The 17,254-nt window shown below is 57.4% G+C and carries 19 protein-coding genes; 5 read left to right on the top strand and 14 right to left on the bottom strand.

Annotated elements, in window-relative coordinates:
- Entirely contained in the window at positions 1–690 is a 690-nt protein-coding gene (locus tag ACRQEC_RS01645) for a DUF981 family protein (protein WP_016442795.1), read from the top strand.
- A gap of 23 nt (positions 691–713) precedes the next feature.
- Here the strand turns inward: ACRQEC_RS01645 and ACRQEC_RS01640 are convergent, their stop codons facing one another.
- The 12 genes from ACRQEC_RS01640 to ACRQEC_RS01585 form a co-directional block, all read right to left on the bottom strand.
- Positions 714–1,670: a DUF4417 domain-containing protein gene (locus tag ACRQEC_RS01640; RefSeq protein ID WP_016442794.1), complete on the bottom strand. Its 957-nt coding sequence runs from the start codon at positions 1,668–1,670 to the stop codon at positions 714–716.
- 18 nt (positions 1,671–1,688) lie between these two features.
- Positions 1,689–2,036 carry a hypothetical protein gene (locus ACRQEC_RS01635; protein ID WP_016442793.1) on the bottom strand — a complete coding sequence of 116 codons (348 nt, stop codon included), beginning with the start codon at positions 2,034–2,036 and terminating at the stop codon, positions 1,689–1,691.
- The gene (locus ACRQEC_RS01630; RefSeq protein ID WP_284896917.1) at positions 1,987–2,301 is read right to left on the bottom strand and encodes a polymorphic toxin type 50 domain-containing protein; all 315 of its coding nucleotides are present in this window, start codon (positions 2,299–2,301) and stop codon (positions 1,987–1,989) included. The genes ACRQEC_RS01635 and ACRQEC_RS01630 overlap by 50 nt, the downstream gene beginning before the upstream one ends.
- Before the next feature lie 94 nt (positions 2,302–2,395).
- Positions 2,396–2,770, bottom strand: coding sequence for a hypothetical protein (locus tag ACRQEC_RS01625; protein WP_016442791.1), 375 nt, complete (start codon positions 2,768–2,770; stop codon positions 2,396–2,398).
- A complete protein-coding gene (locus tag ACRQEC_RS01620) occupies positions 2,770–3,132 on the bottom strand; it encodes a polymorphic toxin type 50 domain-containing protein (RefSeq protein ID WP_016442790.1) in 363 nt (120 codons plus the stop codon). Before ACRQEC_RS01620 ends, ACRQEC_RS01625 begins: the two co-directional genes overlap by 1 nt.
- On the bottom strand, positions 3,116–3,526 hold the full coding sequence (locus tag ACRQEC_RS01615; protein WP_016442789.1) for a YxxD family cognate immunity protein YxxD: 411 nt from the start codon (positions 3,524–3,526) through the stop codon (positions 3,116–3,118). The genes ACRQEC_RS01620 and ACRQEC_RS01615 overlap by 17 nt, the downstream gene beginning before the upstream one ends.
- Positions 3,480–3,758, bottom strand: a complete 279-nt coding sequence (locus ACRQEC_RS01610) for a polymorphic toxin type 50 domain-containing protein (protein ID WP_231366731.1) — start codon at positions 3,756–3,758, stop codon at positions 3,480–3,482. Before ACRQEC_RS01610 ends, ACRQEC_RS01615 begins: the two co-directional genes overlap by 47 nt.
- A 434-nt stretch (positions 3,759–4,192) precedes the next feature.
- Positions 4,193–5,101 (bottom strand): ribokinase, encoded by a 909-nt coding sequence (gene rbsK, locus ACRQEC_RS01605; protein ID WP_016442788.1) that lies wholly within the window; start codon positions 5,099–5,101, stop codon positions 4,193–4,195.
- Positions 5,101–6,198, bottom strand: a complete 1,098-nt coding sequence (locus tag ACRQEC_RS01600; RefSeq protein ID WP_284883431.1) for an aldose 1-epimerase family protein — start codon at positions 6,196–6,198, stop codon at positions 5,101–5,103. Before ACRQEC_RS01600 ends, rbsK begins: the two co-directional genes overlap by 1 nt.
- 56 nt (positions 6,199–6,254) lie before the next feature.
- A complete protein-coding gene (gene fucP / locus ACRQEC_RS01595; protein WP_394532998.1) occupies positions 6,255–7,661 on the bottom strand; it encodes an L-fucose:H+ symporter permease in 1,407 nt (468 codons plus the stop codon).
- 119 nt (positions 7,662–7,780) lie between these two features.
- Positions 7,781–8,455: a deoxyribose-phosphate aldolase gene (gene deoC / locus ACRQEC_RS01590; RefSeq protein ID WP_284883429.1), complete on the bottom strand. Its 675-nt coding sequence runs from the start codon at positions 8,453–8,455 to the stop codon at positions 7,781–7,783.
- A gap of 295 nt (positions 8,456–8,750) precedes the next feature.
- Positions 8,751–9,740, bottom strand: coding sequence for a sugar-binding transcriptional regulator (locus ACRQEC_RS01585; protein WP_161624653.1), 990 nt, complete (start codon positions 9,738–9,740; stop codon positions 8,751–8,753).
- A gap of 198 nt (positions 9,741–9,938) precedes the next feature.
- Here ACRQEC_RS01585 and ppc point away from each other — a divergent pair, with 198 nt between their 5' ends.
- Entirely contained in the window at positions 9,939–12,767 is a 2,829-nt protein-coding gene (ppc, locus tag ACRQEC_RS01580; RefSeq protein WP_284890206.1) for a phosphoenolpyruvate carboxylase, read from the top strand.
- 266 nt (positions 12,768–13,033) lie between these two features.
- Positions 13,034–13,552 (top strand): TetR/AcrR family transcriptional regulator, encoded by a 519-nt coding sequence (locus tag ACRQEC_RS01575; RefSeq protein ID WP_306471211.1) that lies wholly within the window; start codon positions 13,034–13,036, stop codon positions 13,550–13,552.
- A gap of 305 nt (positions 13,553–13,857) precedes the next feature.
- Here ACRQEC_RS01575 and ACRQEC_RS01570 read toward each other — a convergent pair whose 3' ends face one another.
- Together ACRQEC_RS01570 and ACRQEC_RS01565 are read right to left on the bottom strand one after the other, a co-directional pair.
- Positions 13,858–15,087: a hypothetical protein gene (locus ACRQEC_RS01570; protein ID WP_284890204.1), complete on the bottom strand. Its 1,230-nt coding sequence runs from the start codon at positions 15,085–15,087 to the stop codon at positions 13,858–13,860.
- Between the two features lie 345 nt (positions 15,088–15,432).
- On the bottom strand, positions 15,433–16,074 hold the full coding sequence (locus tag ACRQEC_RS01565) for an antibiotic biosynthesis monooxygenase family protein (protein ID WP_087070787.1): 642 nt from the start codon (positions 16,072–16,074) through the stop codon (positions 15,433–15,435).
- A 117-nt stretch (positions 16,075–16,191) separates the two neighbouring features.
- On the opposite strand from ACRQEC_RS01565, the gene ACRQEC_RS01560 reads away from it, so the two are divergent.
- Together ACRQEC_RS01560 and ACRQEC_RS01555 are read left to right on the top strand one after the other, a co-directional pair.
- Entirely contained in the window at positions 16,192–16,932 is a 741-nt protein-coding gene (locus ACRQEC_RS01560; RefSeq protein ID WP_284890203.1) for an AzlC family ABC transporter permease, read from the top strand.
- Entirely contained in the window at positions 16,929–17,249 is a 321-nt protein-coding gene (locus ACRQEC_RS01555) for an AzlD domain-containing protein (RefSeq protein ID WP_284890202.1), read from the top strand. The genes ACRQEC_RS01560 and ACRQEC_RS01555 overlap by 4 nt, the downstream gene beginning before the upstream one ends.
- Positions 17,250–17,254: the final 5 nt, after the last annotated feature.

Raw genomic sequence — 17,254 nt, 5'->3', positions numbered from 1 at the left:
ATGCTCATGCAAGGTATTACGTATAACACCACCATGGCGCTCGTTGCCGGTGCGATTATGGTGCTCGTGGTTCTTTTCGCCCGCGTGGCTGCGAACCCGAATCACCGCACCCTGGCCGGGTGGGGCTGGACTTTCGTTGCTACCGGTGCCTTCCTGGGGATTACCGGTATTCATATGACCCTGACCTGGCCGCTGGCCCAGATCGACGGCGCTTTCTGCTGCTCCGTTGATAACATCACCTTCGGTGAGCCGGCTGCCTTCTACGGAATTTTGACCTTTATCGCCGGTATTGCGATTCTGCGCGCTGAAAAGCTTGCGGATAAGGGTGTGCGTCCCCTCGATTTGGTGGCCACGCTGCGTCCGCTTCTCTACGTGGCCGCTATTGGTGGCTTCGGGCTGGTGCTTTTCGGTATCGCGGGTATGCATTTCGGTATGTGGCGTCCCCCGGAAATCGAGCCGGTTGCGCGCCTCATGGCCGGATCGCTGATCGAGCCGCTGCTGGTCATGTTCCTGTACGTGGGCACCGGGGTTTCGGCGATCCTCTCCCCCTTCGTTCCGGATAGCAAGTGGGTGGCGCGTATTGCCGCCATCCTGACCTGGGGCGTGGGCATGCTGTGGATCTTCCTGTCCCTCACGGTGTTCTACAGCCACGTGGGCTTCTTCCCACAGCCGGACGGTTCCTATATCTAATAACAGTTCCTATATTTCACATTTCATGATGTCGCCGTAGCGGAAACGCTAGTGCACATCACACGATCCGCGGGGTTTGGCGGTGTTCCTGGTGAGCATCCCGGACCCCGCGGATTGTTATTGTTGCTTTCGGAAAAGATGGACTGCCGACAGACTGAACGTGTTCGAAAATCTGGTTCGAATAGATAAACTGCGATGTCGCGCTCGCGTGCGGGATCAAGTACTCTCCCACTTTCTGAGCCGTAGGCAACGATGGCGGTTGGCTGCTTAGTTTCACAGATGTGCCGAATTTCTTCTTTGACGATGGCGCGATTCGCGGGATTTTTCACGCAGCCATGGAGTCCGATGGCGAGCGTTGAGCCACAAGGGATTCCAGCCAATGCGTATTCGTCTGAATACGGTCCGCACATGCGCACATTCGCGATTACAGGAATACCCTCGTGTTGTGCCCAACTTCCAAGTAGCTGGTTGCGATAAACCGAATGAAGCTTCTCGGCCGCGGGCATATTCGCGTATGTCGAGAAGTCGGGAGAAATTATTCCCCCAAATTCTCTCAATCTATTGATATAACGTTCCGGGTGTTTCCAAAGTCGTTCGAACTTGTAGTCATCTTCGTAGAAATGAATCCACGTTCCGGTTTCTGCCTTGCTTCGTTTTGAGGCAGCTTCGGAGAAAGCAATGAGCTTCTTAGGGATTGCCGTGCACGGATCTATGATAGGGATTCCCCACGGCTCGGCACTATCGAGCCGTTCTAAGAGGTTCCAGTTTCGGTTATTCTTTCTTAGCTTTTTATCGCCGGAGGTGAGTGACGGCTCAGGGGAGCTTGGGGTAATGAGATTATGGCCGTACTGAGTTATATTCGTGAATCCACTCAGCGCCAATCCGGGTATTTCTTGCTTTCCAATTCCAAATAAACGTTTAGCTTCGCTAACCATGTATCCTGCCAAAATTGTTTTTACGGCCACACCATCTAGAGACATCGGGTTTCCGTAGTGGTTTTACAATCGCTTTGAAGGTGGATAGAGCACAACACCGTTCGTGATGTCGATAATTTTTTCGGGGAAGTCGCGGTAATCGAGCGAAAGGTATTGGTTGAGGCGTCTGGGGCCATCGTGAACAATACTCACGATCTCAATCGCAACAACGAAGAATTCATCGTATCTAGGATCGTCCATTTCAATTCCAAGCTCGCCGGCATTATCACTTTCGAATGCCGCGAAAAAAATACCTATGTATTCCTCACCATCGGCAAAAACAATGCGATAGTACACATCCGGATGATCCCAGTAGTAGCCCTCAAGAACATCTACTTGGTCTCGTTCCTCTGGATGGGTGATGCCGGTCATTTACTCTTCCTCTTTGTATGCGTGGCGGGAACGATGTGTGCACCACTCCTTGAATAGTGGATATTTGCCCGAGTTGTCGGTTGCCCAACTTTTGGTGCCGGGAACGATAAATGCCGATCACTACCCCAAAGTCAACAACCTCTTTATTCGAGTTATTGGGCAAGCGGGATCCGTAGCCAGCGTGCCGTAAAACGAGCTTCTGGATCGTCACGATGTCTAAAGTGACTGCGGAACGGTGAGGTTCGTATTCGGGCTGGCCGGGCATGTGCTTAGCCTGCGTGCCGAAATGAATCTCGGTCGTGAAGCCGTAAACCTCACGGAACTTCAGCTTATGGTACGGAATCAACTTGCTACGTGGTTTACCCATATGCTTCTTCCGATTCCTTCGGTGGATTTACCTGGTAGACCACGGTGTTGTTCGTGATGTCGATAATTCTCTCGGCAAAGTCCCGATAGTCGATGGACAAGTACTGGCTGTATCGGCGCGGACCGTCATGGATAATCTCACGGATCTCAAATACCAGAACATGAAACTCGTCGTAACGGGGATCGTCCATTTCGATGTCTAGTTCACCGGCGTTGTCGCTTTCAAAGGCGGTGAAGTAGACTGCGCGGTAACATTCACCATTGGAAAAAGCGATCTCGTAAACGGCATCAGAATGTTCGTTGTCATAATCCCACACAACCCCAAATTGGCTGTATTCTTCAGGGTGGAAAAAGTTATCGTGTCCCATTATCTCCTCCTAGGATCTGCTAGTACTAAGTGCGCTCCGTTTTTGGAATAGTGAATCGTAGCCCAGGTTGTGGGCAGACCTGGATCGGAACTGCTATACCGATACATGCCAATAACCTGTTCGAAATTGACGATCTCCTTATTCGGACTGGATTCATAACGTTTGCCGTCACCGGCGTACCGTAAAACAAGACGCTGGATCGTGAGAATATCTACCGTGACAGGCGAACGTGACGGATCGTATTCGGGCTGGCCGGGCATGTGCTTAGCCTGCCTGCCGAAATGAATCTCGGTCGTGAAGCCGTAAACCTCACGGAACTTCAGCTTATGGTACGGAATTAACTTGCTACGTGGTTTCCCCATATGACTCCTCCGAATCCTTCGGTGGATTTACCTGGTAGACCACGGTGTCATTCGTGATGTCGATAATCTTCTCCGGAAAGTCCCGGTAATCAAGTGACAGGTATTGGTTGAGGCGTCTGGAACCATCGTGCAAGATCTCTTGGATTTCGATATCAACAACGAAGAACTCATCGTACTCGGGATCATCCATCTCTATCCCGAGCTCTCCGGCATTATCGCTTTCGTAAGCTGTATCGAAAACACCGATATATTCTTCACCATCTGAAAAAGCGATGTGGTAGCGCGCATTTTGATGATTCCAGTGGTATTCCTCCAGATGACCTGCCTGCAAATGTTCTTCGGGATGGTCAATTTTTGGACGCATGGTCTTCCTCCCTTGGCGCAGCAGGAACAATATGAGCTCCTGTCTTTGAATAGTGAATATTTACCCACGTCGTCGGGACTGATCGCGTGGAATTGAGGGAGCGGTAGTTTCCTATAGTCACTCCAAAATTCACGGTTTCCTTGTTCGAGTTTTTGCCGCGAAGAGTGCCCCTGCCGGCATGACGTAGAACAAGTCTTTGGATGGTGAGAATATCGACCGTAACAGGTGAACGTGACGGATCGTATTCAGGCTGGCCGGGCATATGTTTAGCCTGCCTGCCAAAATGAACTTCAGTGGTGAACCCGTAGACTTCGGGAAACTTGAGCTTGTGATAGGGAATGAGCTTGCTTCGCGGCTTACCCATTCACACCCCCGATACAAAATCAGTACAACTTTTCAGAAAAAGGTGTAGGTTTATGGGATGGTTTTGTAAATAGTATTCATAGCCAGCTTCTAGCTGGTCTATATGCCGCTCCTGGCGTCACCAATATTGTATGTATGCGGTTATGCTTTTGACTAGCACATTAGGATATAGTGCGTAATGTCACATGCAATTATTTATCGTACGCCCTTATATCAATGGCGCACTAACACAGCAGCGGCCAGGAAGCTCCCGAAAGAGCCCCTGGCCGCCACTTTCTACGCGCCTTTCACCGCGGGGATATAACCGAGTTCGATCCTATTCCATACCGCCGTTTAGTTGCGCAGGAGAGCGAATTCCTCCTTGCTGGCGTAGGAGGTTTGGGTGCCGCGCTTCGTTACCGAATCGGCAGCGTAGCGATTGGCCATCCGCAAGGAATACTCGATATCGCCGGTGGCCACCACGTAATGCGAGAAGCACCCGATAAAGGCATCGCCTGCGCCGGTGGTATCCACCGCCTCCACCGGCGTTGCCGGCAACAGCATATCCACGCCCTCGGCCACCCAGAGCACTCCCCTACCGCCGAGCGTCACAATAACGTTGCGCATGCCCGCCTCCAGCAACGTATGCGCGGCATTGCGAACATCCGGGATAGTTTCTACCGGCATCCCGGTGAGCAGCGATAGCTCACTTTCATTGGGTGTGAAATAGGTGCAGGCTCGCACCCGGGAGAGCAGCAGATCCGGCTGGGCTGGCGCCGGGTTGAGAAGCACATCAATTCCGTGTTTCACCCCGAATTCAATAGCGTAATAGACCGTTTCCAGGGGAATCTCCAGCTGCAAAACGATCAGTTTGCACTTGGAAATATCCGCGGCCGCGGCATCAATATCAGCCGGAGTCAGCAAGGAATTAGCACCCTGCACAATAATGATCGAATTCTGGGAATCCGGATTGACGAAAATAGGAGCCACCCCCGATGTTGCCGCGGTACGCATCACGTAGGTGGTATCAATCCCGTTGCGCTCGAAATTCGCAACCGTGTTATCGGCAAAGAGGTCATTACCCACCCGGGTCACCATCCGCACCGCCGAACCTAGGCGTGCGGCAGCCACCGCCTGATTGGCTCCCTTTCCACCGCAGCCGAGTGCAAAATCGGGCGCCTCCACGGTTTCGCCATCGCCGGGCATGCGGTTGATATAGGAAATAAGATCGACCATATTCGAGCCGATTACTGCGATATCCATTAGTGTGCCTCTTCTGCTGTATCGTTCTTCGCGCTGCGGGAATTAGAAAGCTCCGCGGCCTGCACTTCCGGTACCAGGCCAGTATGGACCCGGAAACTCCGGGTTCCACCAGGTTCCACCCAGATAAGAGTGCCGGCCCCCTTAGCAGCCAAGAAACCTTCAGGCCGGCTGGTTCCCGGAAGAACAAAAGCAGCCACCTGCTGGTCTAAAGTCCAGAGGATCCACCGGGTCGCCACGGGGAATTGCGCCGTCGAAAATTCTGTGAAGAAAGCGTGCCCCTCAGGGGCAGCAAGCTCAAAACGCGCGCTCTGCCCGTAGCGGGGCAGATCATCGGCGAAGTACACGATCTCCGGATTGAAGCTCTCCGCACCTTCCAAGGAATCCGCATCAATGTCACCGGCGATAATCCGGTTATTCAACTCGGTCCATTCCGGCGTGGGCGTTACGTGCGCGGGAATGGAGCGGCGCAAGTGGAAACTACCCGCCGGGAGCGACTGGCGCATGATGCCGCCGGGCACGAAAGCATAATTCATATGGCACATGTACTGGAGCGGCATCGGCTGGCAGGGAGAAAGATTCTCCACATCCATACCGATGGTGAAATCGGTGGCCCCGGCACCCAGTGAAACCGTGGGCGTGGCGCGGTAATGATCGCCAAATCCACGTGCGTATTCATAGGTGGAGGCGAGCCGAATAGCGCCGTCGTTCCCACAACCATCGATCTCGATCCAGGCACGATCCATCGTGGCGCAAGAAAATTCCCCGTGCAGCACGTGAGTATCGTCCGGGCTCGGGCAGCCAGCCGCAAGCAATCCGGAATGGAAAGCGAAACAGCCGTAGGTATCAGAAATCTCGCGGGCGGGGCGCGGCTGATTGAACATATTTTTCATGCGCAGCGAGATGCCGTCAAAATTGGCATCCCAGATGATGCCGCCCATAAACGGAAGAACCTCAATATATCCGCGCGAATTATGCACGGTGAGCGCAGCAACGCCCGAAGGATAGCGCTGCGCAATCACCCGAAACTCTGGGGATTCGGCTAGGCAGCGCGGTGCCTCGGTGAACTGATCCTCACGCAGATTAATAGTGAACGTCATAATGATCTCCTTTGTTCATAACAGTGACGTCTCAAAAACGCGACAGGCAGGCGCTGTCAGGCCGCGGCGCCCGCGCGATCTTTACGATAAATAGAGAAGAAGTAGATGAGCACCGCCACGAAGCAGCACAGCGACACGATGAAGGAGGTTTGCATCGACCCGGTCTTATCAGAGACCAACCCTTGAATAACGGGTATCACCGCGCCGCCGATAATCGACATAACAATAACGGCGCCACCGGTTTCCGTATGCCGCTTATCCTCGATGGCGTCGAGGGTACGCGAATAAATAGTGGCCCAGCACGGCCCGAACAGCCCGGAGGTCACGATGGCGGCGTAAACCGCCGTCATATTCGGCACCAGCACCACGTAGCTGAGGGCAGCCACCCCGGCCAGGGAATACAGCACGAGGACCAGGTTTTCGTTCAGCTTCGTCATGAGAATATTCGCGATGAATTTCCCGGTAAAGAAAGCCGCGAAAGCCCACACCATATAGTTACTGGCGGTGCGTTCATTAATGGAAGTATCGAGGGTGAGGGCGAGGCGAATCGTGAAGGACCACACCGCCGTCTGCATACCTACGTAGAGGAACTGGGTGAGAATCCCGGTGCCGAAGCGCTTATTGTGGAGAAGATAGCGGAGCGTTTCGCCGATGGAAGCGCGGGACTGGTGGTGCGCGGCGTTGAGCGGTTTACACGACGGCAATTGCGTAAGCGCCACCAGAATAAGTACGACGGCGAGCACTAGAATAATGAACCTATAAGGCTGCAAAGTGCGCTGGAGCATCTCCTGCGCAAATTGAGTTTTCTCCAGGCCGCTCAGATCATCAAGCTGCTTATGTAGCGCCTCCCCTTCCGTGAAAATCAGGTATTTACCGAGCAGAATTCCGAAAATGGAGCCCAGCGGATAGAAGGTTTGGGAAATATTGAGGCGCAGAGTGGCGGTGCGCCGCGGGCCAATCATAGTGGAATAGGTATTGCAGGAGGTCTCCAGGAAGGAAAGCCCGGTCGCAATAGCGAAAAGCGCTGCCAGGAAAACGGAATAGGTTGCCATATGGGAGGCCGGGAAGAACATCGTGCAGCCGATGATATAGCAGCTCAGGCCCACCAAGATCCCTGTTTTATACGACCATTTCCGGATCACCCGCGAAGCGGGGATGGCCAGCAGGAAGTACCCGCCATAAAAGGCTGATTGCACGAAAGCGGAGGCGAAATCAGAGAGCTCGAAAATTGATTTGAATTGGGTAATGAGCACGTCATTGAGGGACGCCGCCGCTCCCCACAATGGGAAACAAATGGAAATAAGAATGTATTGGAGCAGCGGAGTGCGGTTGAGATAACCGTCGCGCAGCTGGAGGGAGGGATCTTTAATGAGGCCGAAGCTGGTATTGGGAACTCCGGATTCTTCTTCGTGCGGTTTTAGTGTGGTCCGCAGTGGGGCGTCATTGCCCGATTTTCCTGACATGACTAGTCCTTCTTTTGTCAAAGTTCGCCCGCGGGTGGTGGGTTGCGGCGTCGCTGCCACCCCACCACCCGGAAGGGAATATTCGTTTTTTCGGTTGGTACGTGTGCTCGTGCTGGTGTTTAGCGCTGTAATTCGGCGAGGATCTGAACTCCGGCGGAAGCCCCGATGCGATTGGCTCCGGCTTCCACCATGGCGCGGAAATCAGCGGCGCTGCGGATCCCGCCGGCCGCTTTCACCCCCATCTCTTCCCCTACAGTTGCCCGCATGAGCGCGACGGCGTGTTCCGTTGCCCCACCAGAGGAAAAGCCCGTTGAGGTTTTTACGAAATCCGCTCCGGCACGTTGGGCAGCCCGGCAGGCGTGCACGATCTCATCATCGCTGAGCAGGCAGATCTCAATAATCACCTTGACCAGTGCGGCGGGCTGAGCTGCACCCACTACCGCGGCGATATCCGTTTCCACATCCTCCCAGCGTCCATCGCGTGCCGCACCCAGGTCCATGACCATATCTACTTCGGTAGCTCCATGCGCGATAGCATCGCGAGTCTCGAAAGCTTTGGTTGCCGAAGTACTGGCCCCCAAGGGGAATCCAATAACGGTGCACACCTTGACGCCACTACCCGCAAGGCGGGCCGCGCAAGTTTCCACCCACACCGGGTTAACGCATACCGATGCTGTTCCCAGGTCGCGGGCCTGGGAGCACAGTTCCTCAATCTCGCCGCGGCGTGCATCGGCTCGCAAGAGTGTGTGGTCGATGAGCTGTGCGGGATGTGGATAATGATCGAGAGCGGGCATCATGACTCCTTTGTATGTTTCCCACCGTGATTCACGCTGATAGCGGGAAACTCCACCACCGTAGTCTCCCCTAGCAGTCTCACGCTACTGATATAACACCGTTCCCGGTGTTCACGAGTGAATCTAGGTGAGAGCGCCGCCGAGTGCCACGCGCTGCCCCTTCACCGCCCCACGCACCGGAAGTGCCCATAAGCCCGCCAGCGCGCGGAAAAGTCACTGCCGCGCGAATGCGCCGCGCCGATATTGCCACCGATGTTCGCGAAAGGAACATATGTTCCGCGGGCGCGAGGAGTGCCTAGCTCATCATCGTCAAAGCCCGCGCGGTTCCCACATCGGTAACCAAGCGCGACACATAACCATTGGCCAGGGCTGCATAAATAGCCTGGAGTTTATCCGGCCCGCCGGCCACCAGGATTTTTTGTTCCTTCTCGCGCAATTCGGGCAGGCTAATCCCGGTGGCTCGATTATTGAGATCCGGGAGGCATACCCGACCCTGTGCGGTAATGAAATGGGTACAGATATCACCAACCGAGGTGGTGAGCAGCCGCGTCATATCCGCATCATCCAGGCGGAAACCCGCCAAATAAGCCAGATTCGAGCGGGCATCCCCCACGGTGTAGAGAACCACCCGGGTGCTGGCCCGCTGGGTGCGGGTCGCCCGCAAACGCGCCTTGATATCCGGATCTTCACGTTGCTGGGCACTGAGAAAAGCCGGGAGCTGGAAATACACCGCCTGCCCACCGCAGGAGGCGGCGATGCGCTCCATCACCATCGTTTCATCAATGGTGCGCACGCACGCCCCAATACAGCAGGTCAGCTGAATAATCGCCACGCCTTTGCGCGGAATACGGGGCATGTGGCGGGAGACCGCTTCGGTGGTGCGGGAGAGGCAGATGCCGATAGCGTCGCCGTCGCGAATCTGTTCGGAGAGCACCTGCGCCCCCACCCGCCCGAGGGCTTCGCGCACATCTTCCGGCGCGGAACTGGGCGGGCTGACCAGGCGCACATCCAATAAATTGAAGCGCTCACTCAACCGCGCGCACAGGAACGCATCATCTTCGCGCGGATCGTTGACGGTAATCCGCACAAAACCGCGCTTGCGGGCGTGGCTGAGCAACTTGGAGATGGTGGAGCGAGCCAGGTGCATGCGCTGGGCTACCTCGTCCTGGCTGAGTCCGGAGTAATACAGTTTTGCGGCGTCGAGCGCATCAATATCACGGGAAGAAAGCCCATCCCGCGTCACAACACCAGAGTCCACCAGCACCACCTCGTCGTCGTACCTCACCACCGCTAGTGTAAGCGAGCCTCCGCGCGCACGTAACAACGCAGGTGCCGCGGCGTCGTTCCACCCGGGACCTGTGATTACACCCGGGCGCGGCCTTAGCGTTAGGATGGAAAGCGGCATCGGCACCGGCACGCGCCACAGCTGTGCATCGGCCGATACCGCGACGGTGAGATCCCCAAGGAGAGGCGAGTAGATCTAGTGAGCCACGACCAAGATATTCAGCTCCACGACTCCGTTGACCGCACCACGGCCCGCTCCCCCGAAGATTTCGATGCACCGCTGCGCGCGGTTGTGCGGCGCCTGAGCACGATGCTCGGTCAGGAAATTGCCCAGCAGCACGGGGAAGAAACCCTCGATCTCATTGAGAAAGTCCGGGCGGCGGCGCGCGATCTCGATTCGGAAACGGCCGCCTCGGAAGTGCAGCGCTCCCTCGATAATATGTCCACGGATACCGCTATTATTCTCACGCGTGCCTTCGCGGAATACTTCCTGCTCGCCAACGCGGCGGAACAAACGTTCCGTATCAAGGTTATTGGTGATAAGGATCCGGCTGAATCCTGGGTTCCGCGCGCGATTTCCCGTATTTATGACGCGGTCGGGCTGGAGGGCCTGCAAAAAACCGTCGATTCGCTGGATATTCGCCTCGTTTTTACCGCTCACCCCACCGAAGCGCAACGGCGCGCCGTGCTGACCAAGCTGCGCCGCGTCTCCGAAATTGTGGAAACGGAAACGGAAGAAGGTAGCGAGGAACGCGCCCGCCAGGATCGCGAACTCGCCTCGGTGATGGAGAGCATCTGGCTCACGGACGAATTGCGCCGCGTGCAGCCCACTCCCCTGGACGAGGCCCGCAATGTCATGTGGTACCTGCGCAGTCTCTACACGGATACCCTTCCCGATGTCATCACGGATTTCCGCGACGAACTGGAACGTTACGGCGCCCACCTGCCCGAAGACGCAGTCCCGATCCGTTTCGGTTCCTGGATCGGTGGGGATCGCGACGGAAACCCGTACGTCACCGCGGATGTCACGGCCGATGTGTTGCGGCTCCAGTCCAGCACCGCTATCGATATTGCCGTGTGGTTCGTGAACCGCGCGATGCTCAGCTTGTCGATTTCCTCGCGTCTTTCGGGCGACGACGCCGCACTGCTGGCCTCCCTGGAAGAGGACTTCCGCTTCCCGGACCTCGTGGATGAAGATTCGCGGGCGCTCTACGCGGAAGAACCCTACCGGCTCAAGCTGGGCGCCATTCGCTCGAAACTCAATAATACGAAGGCCCGCATCACCACCGGCGCGGAGCATATTCCCGGCCATGACTACGCCACCGGAACGGAAATTCAAGAAGAATTCCAGTTGCTGCGCGATGCGCTGCGCCGCCACGGCGCGGAACGGGTGGCCGACGGGCTGCTCGCCACCGCCCAGCAGATTATTCACGGGATGGGCCTGGGGCTGGTCATTTTGGATGTGCGTGAGCACTCCGAGAAACATTTTGAGCTGCTGAGCGAATTATTTAATCGTTTCGGGGGGCTGGAGGCGGATTACGCCACGCTCAGCCGCGAGGAACGCACCGCGCTACTGGGGCGGGAACTGGCCTCCGCGCGTCCGCTGGCACCCGCGTTGATCAACACTGATGATTCGCCGCTGACGGAGAGTTCGCAAAAGACTTTCGAGGTGTTCCGGGCGATTCGCCAGGCCCATAAGATTTACGGGACGGATGCCATTACCACGTATCTGGTCTCCATGACCCACGGCCCCGATGACATCCTCTCCGTGGCGCTGCTGGCCCGCGAAGCGGGGATTATTGATCTGGAGAGCGCGGAGAAGCGCGCCGACCTGGGATTCGCGCCGCTGCTCGAAGAAGTTCCGGAGCTGCGCCGGGCCGGGGAGATCCTCGATACCCTGCTCTCCGATCCTTCCTATCGGGAAATTGTGCGGCTGCGGGGTAACCGCCAGGAAGTTATGCTGGGCTACTCGGATTCCAATAAGGATGCGGGTGTGGTGACTTCCCAGTGGGAGATCCACCAGGCGCAGCGCCAGTTGCGCGATGTCGCCGCTCGGCACGGCGTGACCCTGCGACTTTTCCACGGCCGTGGCGGTTCCGTGGGGCGCGGGGGCGGGCCCACCTACGATGCGATTTTGTCGCAGCCCTACGGCGTTCTGGATGGCGAAATTAAGTTCACCGAACAGGGCGAGGTTATTTCCGATAAGTACACCCTGCCGGCCCTCGCGCGGGAGAACCTCTCCCTCACCCTGGCCGCGGTCATGGAAGCTTCCGCCCTGCACCGCGAACCGCGTAATAGCAATGTATCGCTCAGCCGCTATGACGAAGTCATGGACTTCCTCAGCGGGGCGGCTTACCAGCGCTATCGGGTGCTCGCCGATGATCCAGATCTGCCCGAATACTTCGTGACCTCCACCCCGGTGGAATTGCTAGGTGATCTCAATATCGGTTCGCGCCCCTCCAAGCGCACCACCTCGGAAAAGGGTTTGGATGGCTTGCGGGCTATTCCCTGGGTGTTCGGCTGGACTCAATCTCGCCAGATTGTGCCCGGTTGGTTCGGTGCCGGTTCCGGGCTGCGGGCCGCGCGTGAAGCCGGGTACGGTGAGGACCTCAAGAAGATGGTGCGCAGCTGGCAGTTCTTCCGCACCACGATGTCCAATATTGAAATGACTCTGGCGAAAACTGATATGGATATTGCCGGGCATTATGTGCGCACCCTGGTGCCCGAGCGACTCCACCATATCTACGCGGAGATTCGCGAAGAATACGAGCTGACGGTACGCGAGCTTGAAGCACTGCTGGCCGAGGACGATCTTCTGGATACCCAGCCGGTTCTCCAGCGCACCTTGCGTATTCGTGACCAATATCTCAAACCGATTCATTACCTTCAGGTGGCGCTGCTGGCGCGGGTGCGCGCGGATGCTGCCGCCGCTGATGGGGGTGCCGGCAAGGCGCAATCGGCCGATGAGCAGCGTGCCCTGCTCACCACGATTAACGGCATTTCTGCTGGAATGAAGAATACGGGATAAACGTTATGAGAACCGTATAAAGCGTGCGGCGATCTCACCGCGCGGAGGAGGCTCGGGACCGGCAAAGGCGCCGGTGCTGAGCCTCATTTTTACTTTCTGTGGCTTTTATTAAGAAAAAACCTGTGTTTCGGGCGACACCGGACTTATTTTTACACTAAACTGAAACCGTGGAACGAACATATAGAAGAAGAGTGGGTAGGAAGCAACGCTTCAACGCTGACGATGTTATTCGCGCAGCGAAGGAGGTTGGCGTCTTTACCTTCACTATGAGTGATATTGCAGGCAAGATCGGGGTCGCGACCCCCGCGGTGTACCGCCTTTACGATGGCCGTCAGGACATCGTTGAGGCAGTCATTCGGCGCGCTGCCGATGAAACACCTATTGTGCACGCGGGCACCGATTGGCACGATGCCATCGAGCAGGCAGATGCCAATCTGCGGCGCACCCTGGATGATTACAACGGGCTGGGCGAGGTTCTCCTGTGCAACCCGAAGCTGACGGTGCATTTCGCCCGCCAGCTCCAGGGGCTTTCCCGGGCTCTCGAAGATGGCGGTTTCTCGCATCATAAGTCGGTGGCTTTCTCTTATGCGGCAATCGGTCAGACTATTCTCCGCCATATTATGGAAAAGGCTTTCCGTTACATGAATCCGGATCGTCTGAACGTCATGGAGAAAACCGGGCCGGATCTGATCCCCTTCCTTGAGAAGGCGGCGGAGGATCCCGAGGGCGCGCTGGACGGATACGAAGCAGTGCTGCTTCGATATCTGGAAGAGCGGGAGCGCTAGGCGCGGCTTTTTTGCGATAGCGCGGCATCGGAACGACGACGCAGCTACCGCGCACCAACCCAATCTGTACACGGGCGGGTACCGAGAAAGCGGTACCCGCCCCTTAGTTTGCTTTCTTCAGGAAACTCGGCTAATTATTCCGTAAAATAACGGGCCGGGCCACGTACCTGAATTTCGGTACCTGACCCGGCCCAATACTTAGCTCTCTCCAGCCGTTGGCCGGTCACATCGCTGCGCGACGTGTTAGCGAGGGCCTCAAGCGTGCGGCTATTTATTCCATGCCACGTGCGATATGCGCCGCACGCCTACTTCCTGCGCGTAGCATCCGCATCGCGGCGCACCGCACCGGCATCATTGCGGCCAACCACCGCGCGCGAGCCCCACACACCCGCAAAAGCGGTGAGAATCGCGGAGAGCAGTAGGCCCACAAAGGCCCAGATAGCAACGGTGGAACCGGTATCGGTGACGTCTTGAGCAACCTCGCGGCCTTCCGCAACCAGGTCCTTGGCCTGAGCCTGCACATCTTGGAGGGTCTTTTCCGCGTTATTAAGAGCTTGCTCAGCCTTGACCTGCGCCTGGTTGTACGCTTCTACCGCGTTGTCCACGGCCTTACGAGCTTCATCCTCATTCAGGTCCGTATTGGCAGCAACGGACTTAGCCACCGCATCACGGTCAATATCCTTCGTCACGGAATCAACTCGCTGCTGGAGTGAATCGCCCAGATCAGAAAGGATCGTTTCGTAATTCTCCGGATTGACCACGAGGTCCTTGGCCGCTGCACTGATATCGTCCGTGGCACCGTCCACCTGGCCGCGCAGGTAATCAGGCTGGAGTGTTTCCTCACCGGTATCGGCAAGGATCTTCTCCGTTTGGGCTTCCACGCTATCCCACTGAACATCAAGGTTATCGGAAATAGCGCTGGCCGCCTCCGAAACGGCATTCCCGGAGGCCTGCGCCACTCCGCCTACCGCGCTACCTGCGGCGTTACCCACCGAGCCGATGGCTGAACCAACAGCTCCCAGCGCGGCGGAAATACCCAGCCACACCGCAACGGTGGCCACAATAATCGTGGTGGCCCAGGTGGTCAGGCCGTGCAGCAGCCCGCCTTTGACGGCCAGCGCGCCCGTCACGTAACCGCCTAGACCGAGGGCGATCACAATGGAGCACACCGCCCACAGCCCCATACCGAAGCCGAAACCTTCGCCGGGATTACTGGAAGCCGGATCGAAAGTGCCCAGTCCGATCGCCGCGCCGAGGAAGCTGAAGACCACCAGAGTGGCGATCGCGACGGCAACACCGGCGAAAACGGAGCCCCAGGACATATTGGTGGCTCGGCCCGGGGTATCAGCGCCCAGGAAAGTGGAACGCCATCCCGGCTTCGCATCCTCGGCCGAGTACTGCTCGGCCGAAGCCACCCGGGCATCTACCGGACGTGCGGTAGCACGTTCGCGATCCGCGCGGGTATGCGCCGCGACTGCTTCAGCGTAATCGCGCTCGGGAGTTGCCCCTCCGGGCGTAGTTGTATGTTCTGTCATGAGTTGATCCTTAAAACTTGGCGGAAAGCGCCATGGGTGCCGGCCTGGTGGTGTCAGCCGTGGTGGCAGAGCCGTTGAAGGCGCAGCACAGCACTCTCTAGACACCACATTAGCCACACCACACTTAAGTGATCAAAGCGACAGGGCGCATAATGTCATTCACTTCTCAATCAGAATAACTTATAATCTTTGTCTTTATTTCTCCTCACATATCGGCTAATCTTCCACAACCAGGCCGCGAAATTGGCGCGATTCCACAACGGATTCGTGAGGAACGGATTCGCAAGGATGGCTTGCGTTTCCGTAGCCGCGCCTCACGCCGCACCTCAGCCCGGCATTCTGCACCTACCGCTTGATGCTCTGCTGCACCACCGCGTACCCGTGCAGGGTCACATCCAGGCCCCGGTTCTTGGGCTGATCCGCGGTGTTATGCGGAGCGCGTTCCCGAGCCTCAGCCCAGGCGTCGTAAGATTCCTGTGCATCCCAGCCGGTCACTACGTAGTAGTCTTCCACCCCGCTCACCGGGCGCCACAGCTCGAAGAAGGAGAATCCGGGCGCCGCATCCACGGCCGCCTTGCGCGCCGCGAAACGCTGCTCAATAACCTTCTCCATTCCGGGGAGGAAAGATAGCGCCACGATAGAAACAAAGCCTGCCTGCGGGGTTTCCCCGTGCTCGACTTCGGGAAGGTTGACCACCTCAAATTCGAGCAGCTGCGCCCCCAAGTGCGCGTTATCGGGTGCCTGGCGGGCAGCATCCATTTTGCGCGGATGCGCGGCCGGATCGGTGCGCCACGCGGTGAAATCCTCCTCGGATTCCCATTCGGTGACCACCAGGTAGCGCTCCCCTTCTTCCAGCGGGCGCAGCAACCGGAAGGACAGGAAACCGGGCCGCTGATCTACGGCACCTTCGCGCGCCGCAAAACGCGCTTCGAAGTGCTCGCCAGCACCCTCTGGAACAGAAATAGCATTGATTTTCACGACGGTCATGGAGGCTCCTTCACCTAGAACAATGGGACGTGCACCATAGTAACTCTCTTGGCGCCCCATGCTCCGCATGGTGGAAACTTCGCCCTCCGCTCCCCCGCCGGTGCCACAATAGGGCGCATGCCTTCCCACGTATCAGATGTCCGCTTCGGAGCACAGATGGCCGCGGGCGCCGGCCTGGGGATGATCCCCCTGGGCATGGCCTTCGGACTTCTTGTTATCCAGTACGGCCAACCGTGGTGGCTTGCTCCCGCGCTATCCTTCTTTATTTATTCCGGTTCGGCCGAGCTGCTCGCCGTCGCCCTTATTAGTGCGCACGCACCGGTCCTCACGATTCTCCTCACCATCTTTTTCGTGAACGTGCGTCACGTTTTTTACGCGTTTTCGTACCCCATCGCGCAGCTCACCCACCCGCTTGCCCGCATGTATTGTGTCTACTCCCTCACCGACGAAACCTACGCGATCACCACCTCGCATCCCGGCGTCTGGAATCAACGCCGGCTGATCTCCCTCCAAGCCGTGCTCCAAGCGTGCTGGGTCGGCGGCGGGCTACTGGGAGTGGCGATTGGCGGGTTTCTACCCGGCCAGATTCGCGGCGTCAATTTCGCGCTCGTCGCCCTTTTTATCGTCCTCGCCCTCGACGCCTTCCACGCGCGCCGCGATATTCCCGGCGTGCTCGGCGCGGGCCTCGCGTTCGTGCTGGCGCAGCTATGTGCGCCGAGCGCCCTACTGCCGGTCGCGATGAGTCTTTTCGCACTGTTCTTAGTGGCGCGTTTCGTGGTGCGCACTCGTTTTAGGAAGAACGACGACGCTGCCCCTTCCCCACGCGGCGCATCAGGCGAGGAAGGTGAGCTGTCATGACTGGCTATCTCCTTGCTGTGCTGCTGGGTTCTCTGGCCCTCATGCTGTGCCTGCGCGGGGTGCCGTTCCTTATTTTGCATCCGCTGCGTCGCTCGCGCCTGGTGCGAGCACTATCGGCCTGGCTCCCGGTGGGGGTGCTGGTGATTTTGGCGCTGGCAATGGTCCGCAACGAAGTGCTTCCGATATCTGCGGAATCTGTGCTGCGCGTGGGAGTGGCGAGCGCAGTTACGATCCTGGCCCACGAGCTTTCCGGGCGCCGCATGCTCGTTTCCCTGGCCGCCGGCACCCTCACTTACATCGGCCTGCTCGCGATCTAGAATCT

The sequence above is a fragment of the Actinotignum saccati genome, from assembly GCF_051265055.1.
Taxonomy (GTDB): Bacteria; Actinomycetota; Actinomycetes; order Actinomycetales; family Actinomycetaceae; genus Actinotignum.
Note: the sequence above shows the minus strand (reverse complement) of the source record. Positions and strands in the feature narration are given on the sequence as shown.

Bases quoted from the DNA above. Each gene is read 5' to 3' on its own strand.
- ACRQEC_RS01645 (WP_016442795.1), top strand. From the start codon at position 1: ATGCTCATGCAAGGTATTACGTATAACACCACCATGGCGCTCGTTGCC.
- ACRQEC_RS01640 (WP_016442794.1), bottom strand. From the start codon at position 1,670: ATGTCTCTAGATGGTGTGGCCGTAAAAACAATTTTGGCAGGATACATG.
- ACRQEC_RS01635 (WP_016442793.1), bottom strand. From the start codon at position 2,036: ATGACCGGCATCACCCATCCAGAGGAACGAGACCAAGTAGATGTTCTT.
- ACRQEC_RS01630 (WP_284896917.1), bottom strand. From the start codon at position 2,301: ATGCCCGGCCAGCCCGAATACGAACCTCACCGTTCCGCAGTCACTTTA.
- ACRQEC_RS01625 (WP_016442791.1), bottom strand. From the start codon at position 2,770: ATGGGACACGATAACTTTTTCCACCCTGAAGAATACAGCCAATTTGGG.
- ACRQEC_RS01620 (WP_016442790.1), bottom strand. From the start codon at position 3,132: ATGGGGAAACCACGTAGCAAGTTAATTCCGTACCATAAGCTGAAGTTC.
- ACRQEC_RS01610 (WP_231366731.1), bottom strand. From the start codon at position 3,758: ATGCCCGGCCAGCCTGAATACGATCCGTCACGTTCACCTGTTACGGTC.
- rbsK (WP_016442788.1), bottom strand. From the start codon at position 5,101: ATGGATATCGCAGTAATCGGCTCGAATATGGTCGATCTTATTTCCTAT.
- ACRQEC_RS01600 (WP_284883431.1), bottom strand. From the start codon at position 6,198: ATGACGTTCACTATTAATCTGCGTGAGGATCAGTTCACCGAGGCACCG.
- fucP (WP_394532998.1), bottom strand. From the start codon at position 7,661: ATGTCAGGAAAATCGGGCAATGACGCCCCACTGCGGACCACACTAAAA.
- deoC (WP_284883429.1), bottom strand. From the start codon at position 8,455: ATGCCCGCTCTCGATCATTATCCACATCCCGCACAGCTCATCGACCAC.
- ACRQEC_RS01575 (WP_306471211.1), top strand. From the start codon at position 13,034: ATGAGTGATATTGCAGGCAAGATCGGGGTCGCGACCCCCGCGGTGTAC.
- ACRQEC_RS01570 (WP_284890204.1), bottom strand. From the start codon at position 15,087: ATGACAGAACATACAACTACGCCCGGAGGGGCAACTCCCGAGCGCGAT.
- ACRQEC_RS01565 (WP_087070787.1), bottom strand. From the start codon at position 16,074: ATGACCGTCGTGAAAATCAATGCTATTTCTGTTCCAGAGGGTGCTGGC.
- ACRQEC_RS01560 (WP_284890203.1), top strand. From the start codon at position 16,192: ATGCCTTCCCACGTATCAGATGTCCGCTTCGGAGCACAGATGGCCGCG.
- ACRQEC_RS01555 (WP_284890202.1), top strand. From the start codon at position 16,929: ATGACTGGCTATCTCCTTGCTGTGCTGCTGGGTTCTCTGGCCCTCATG.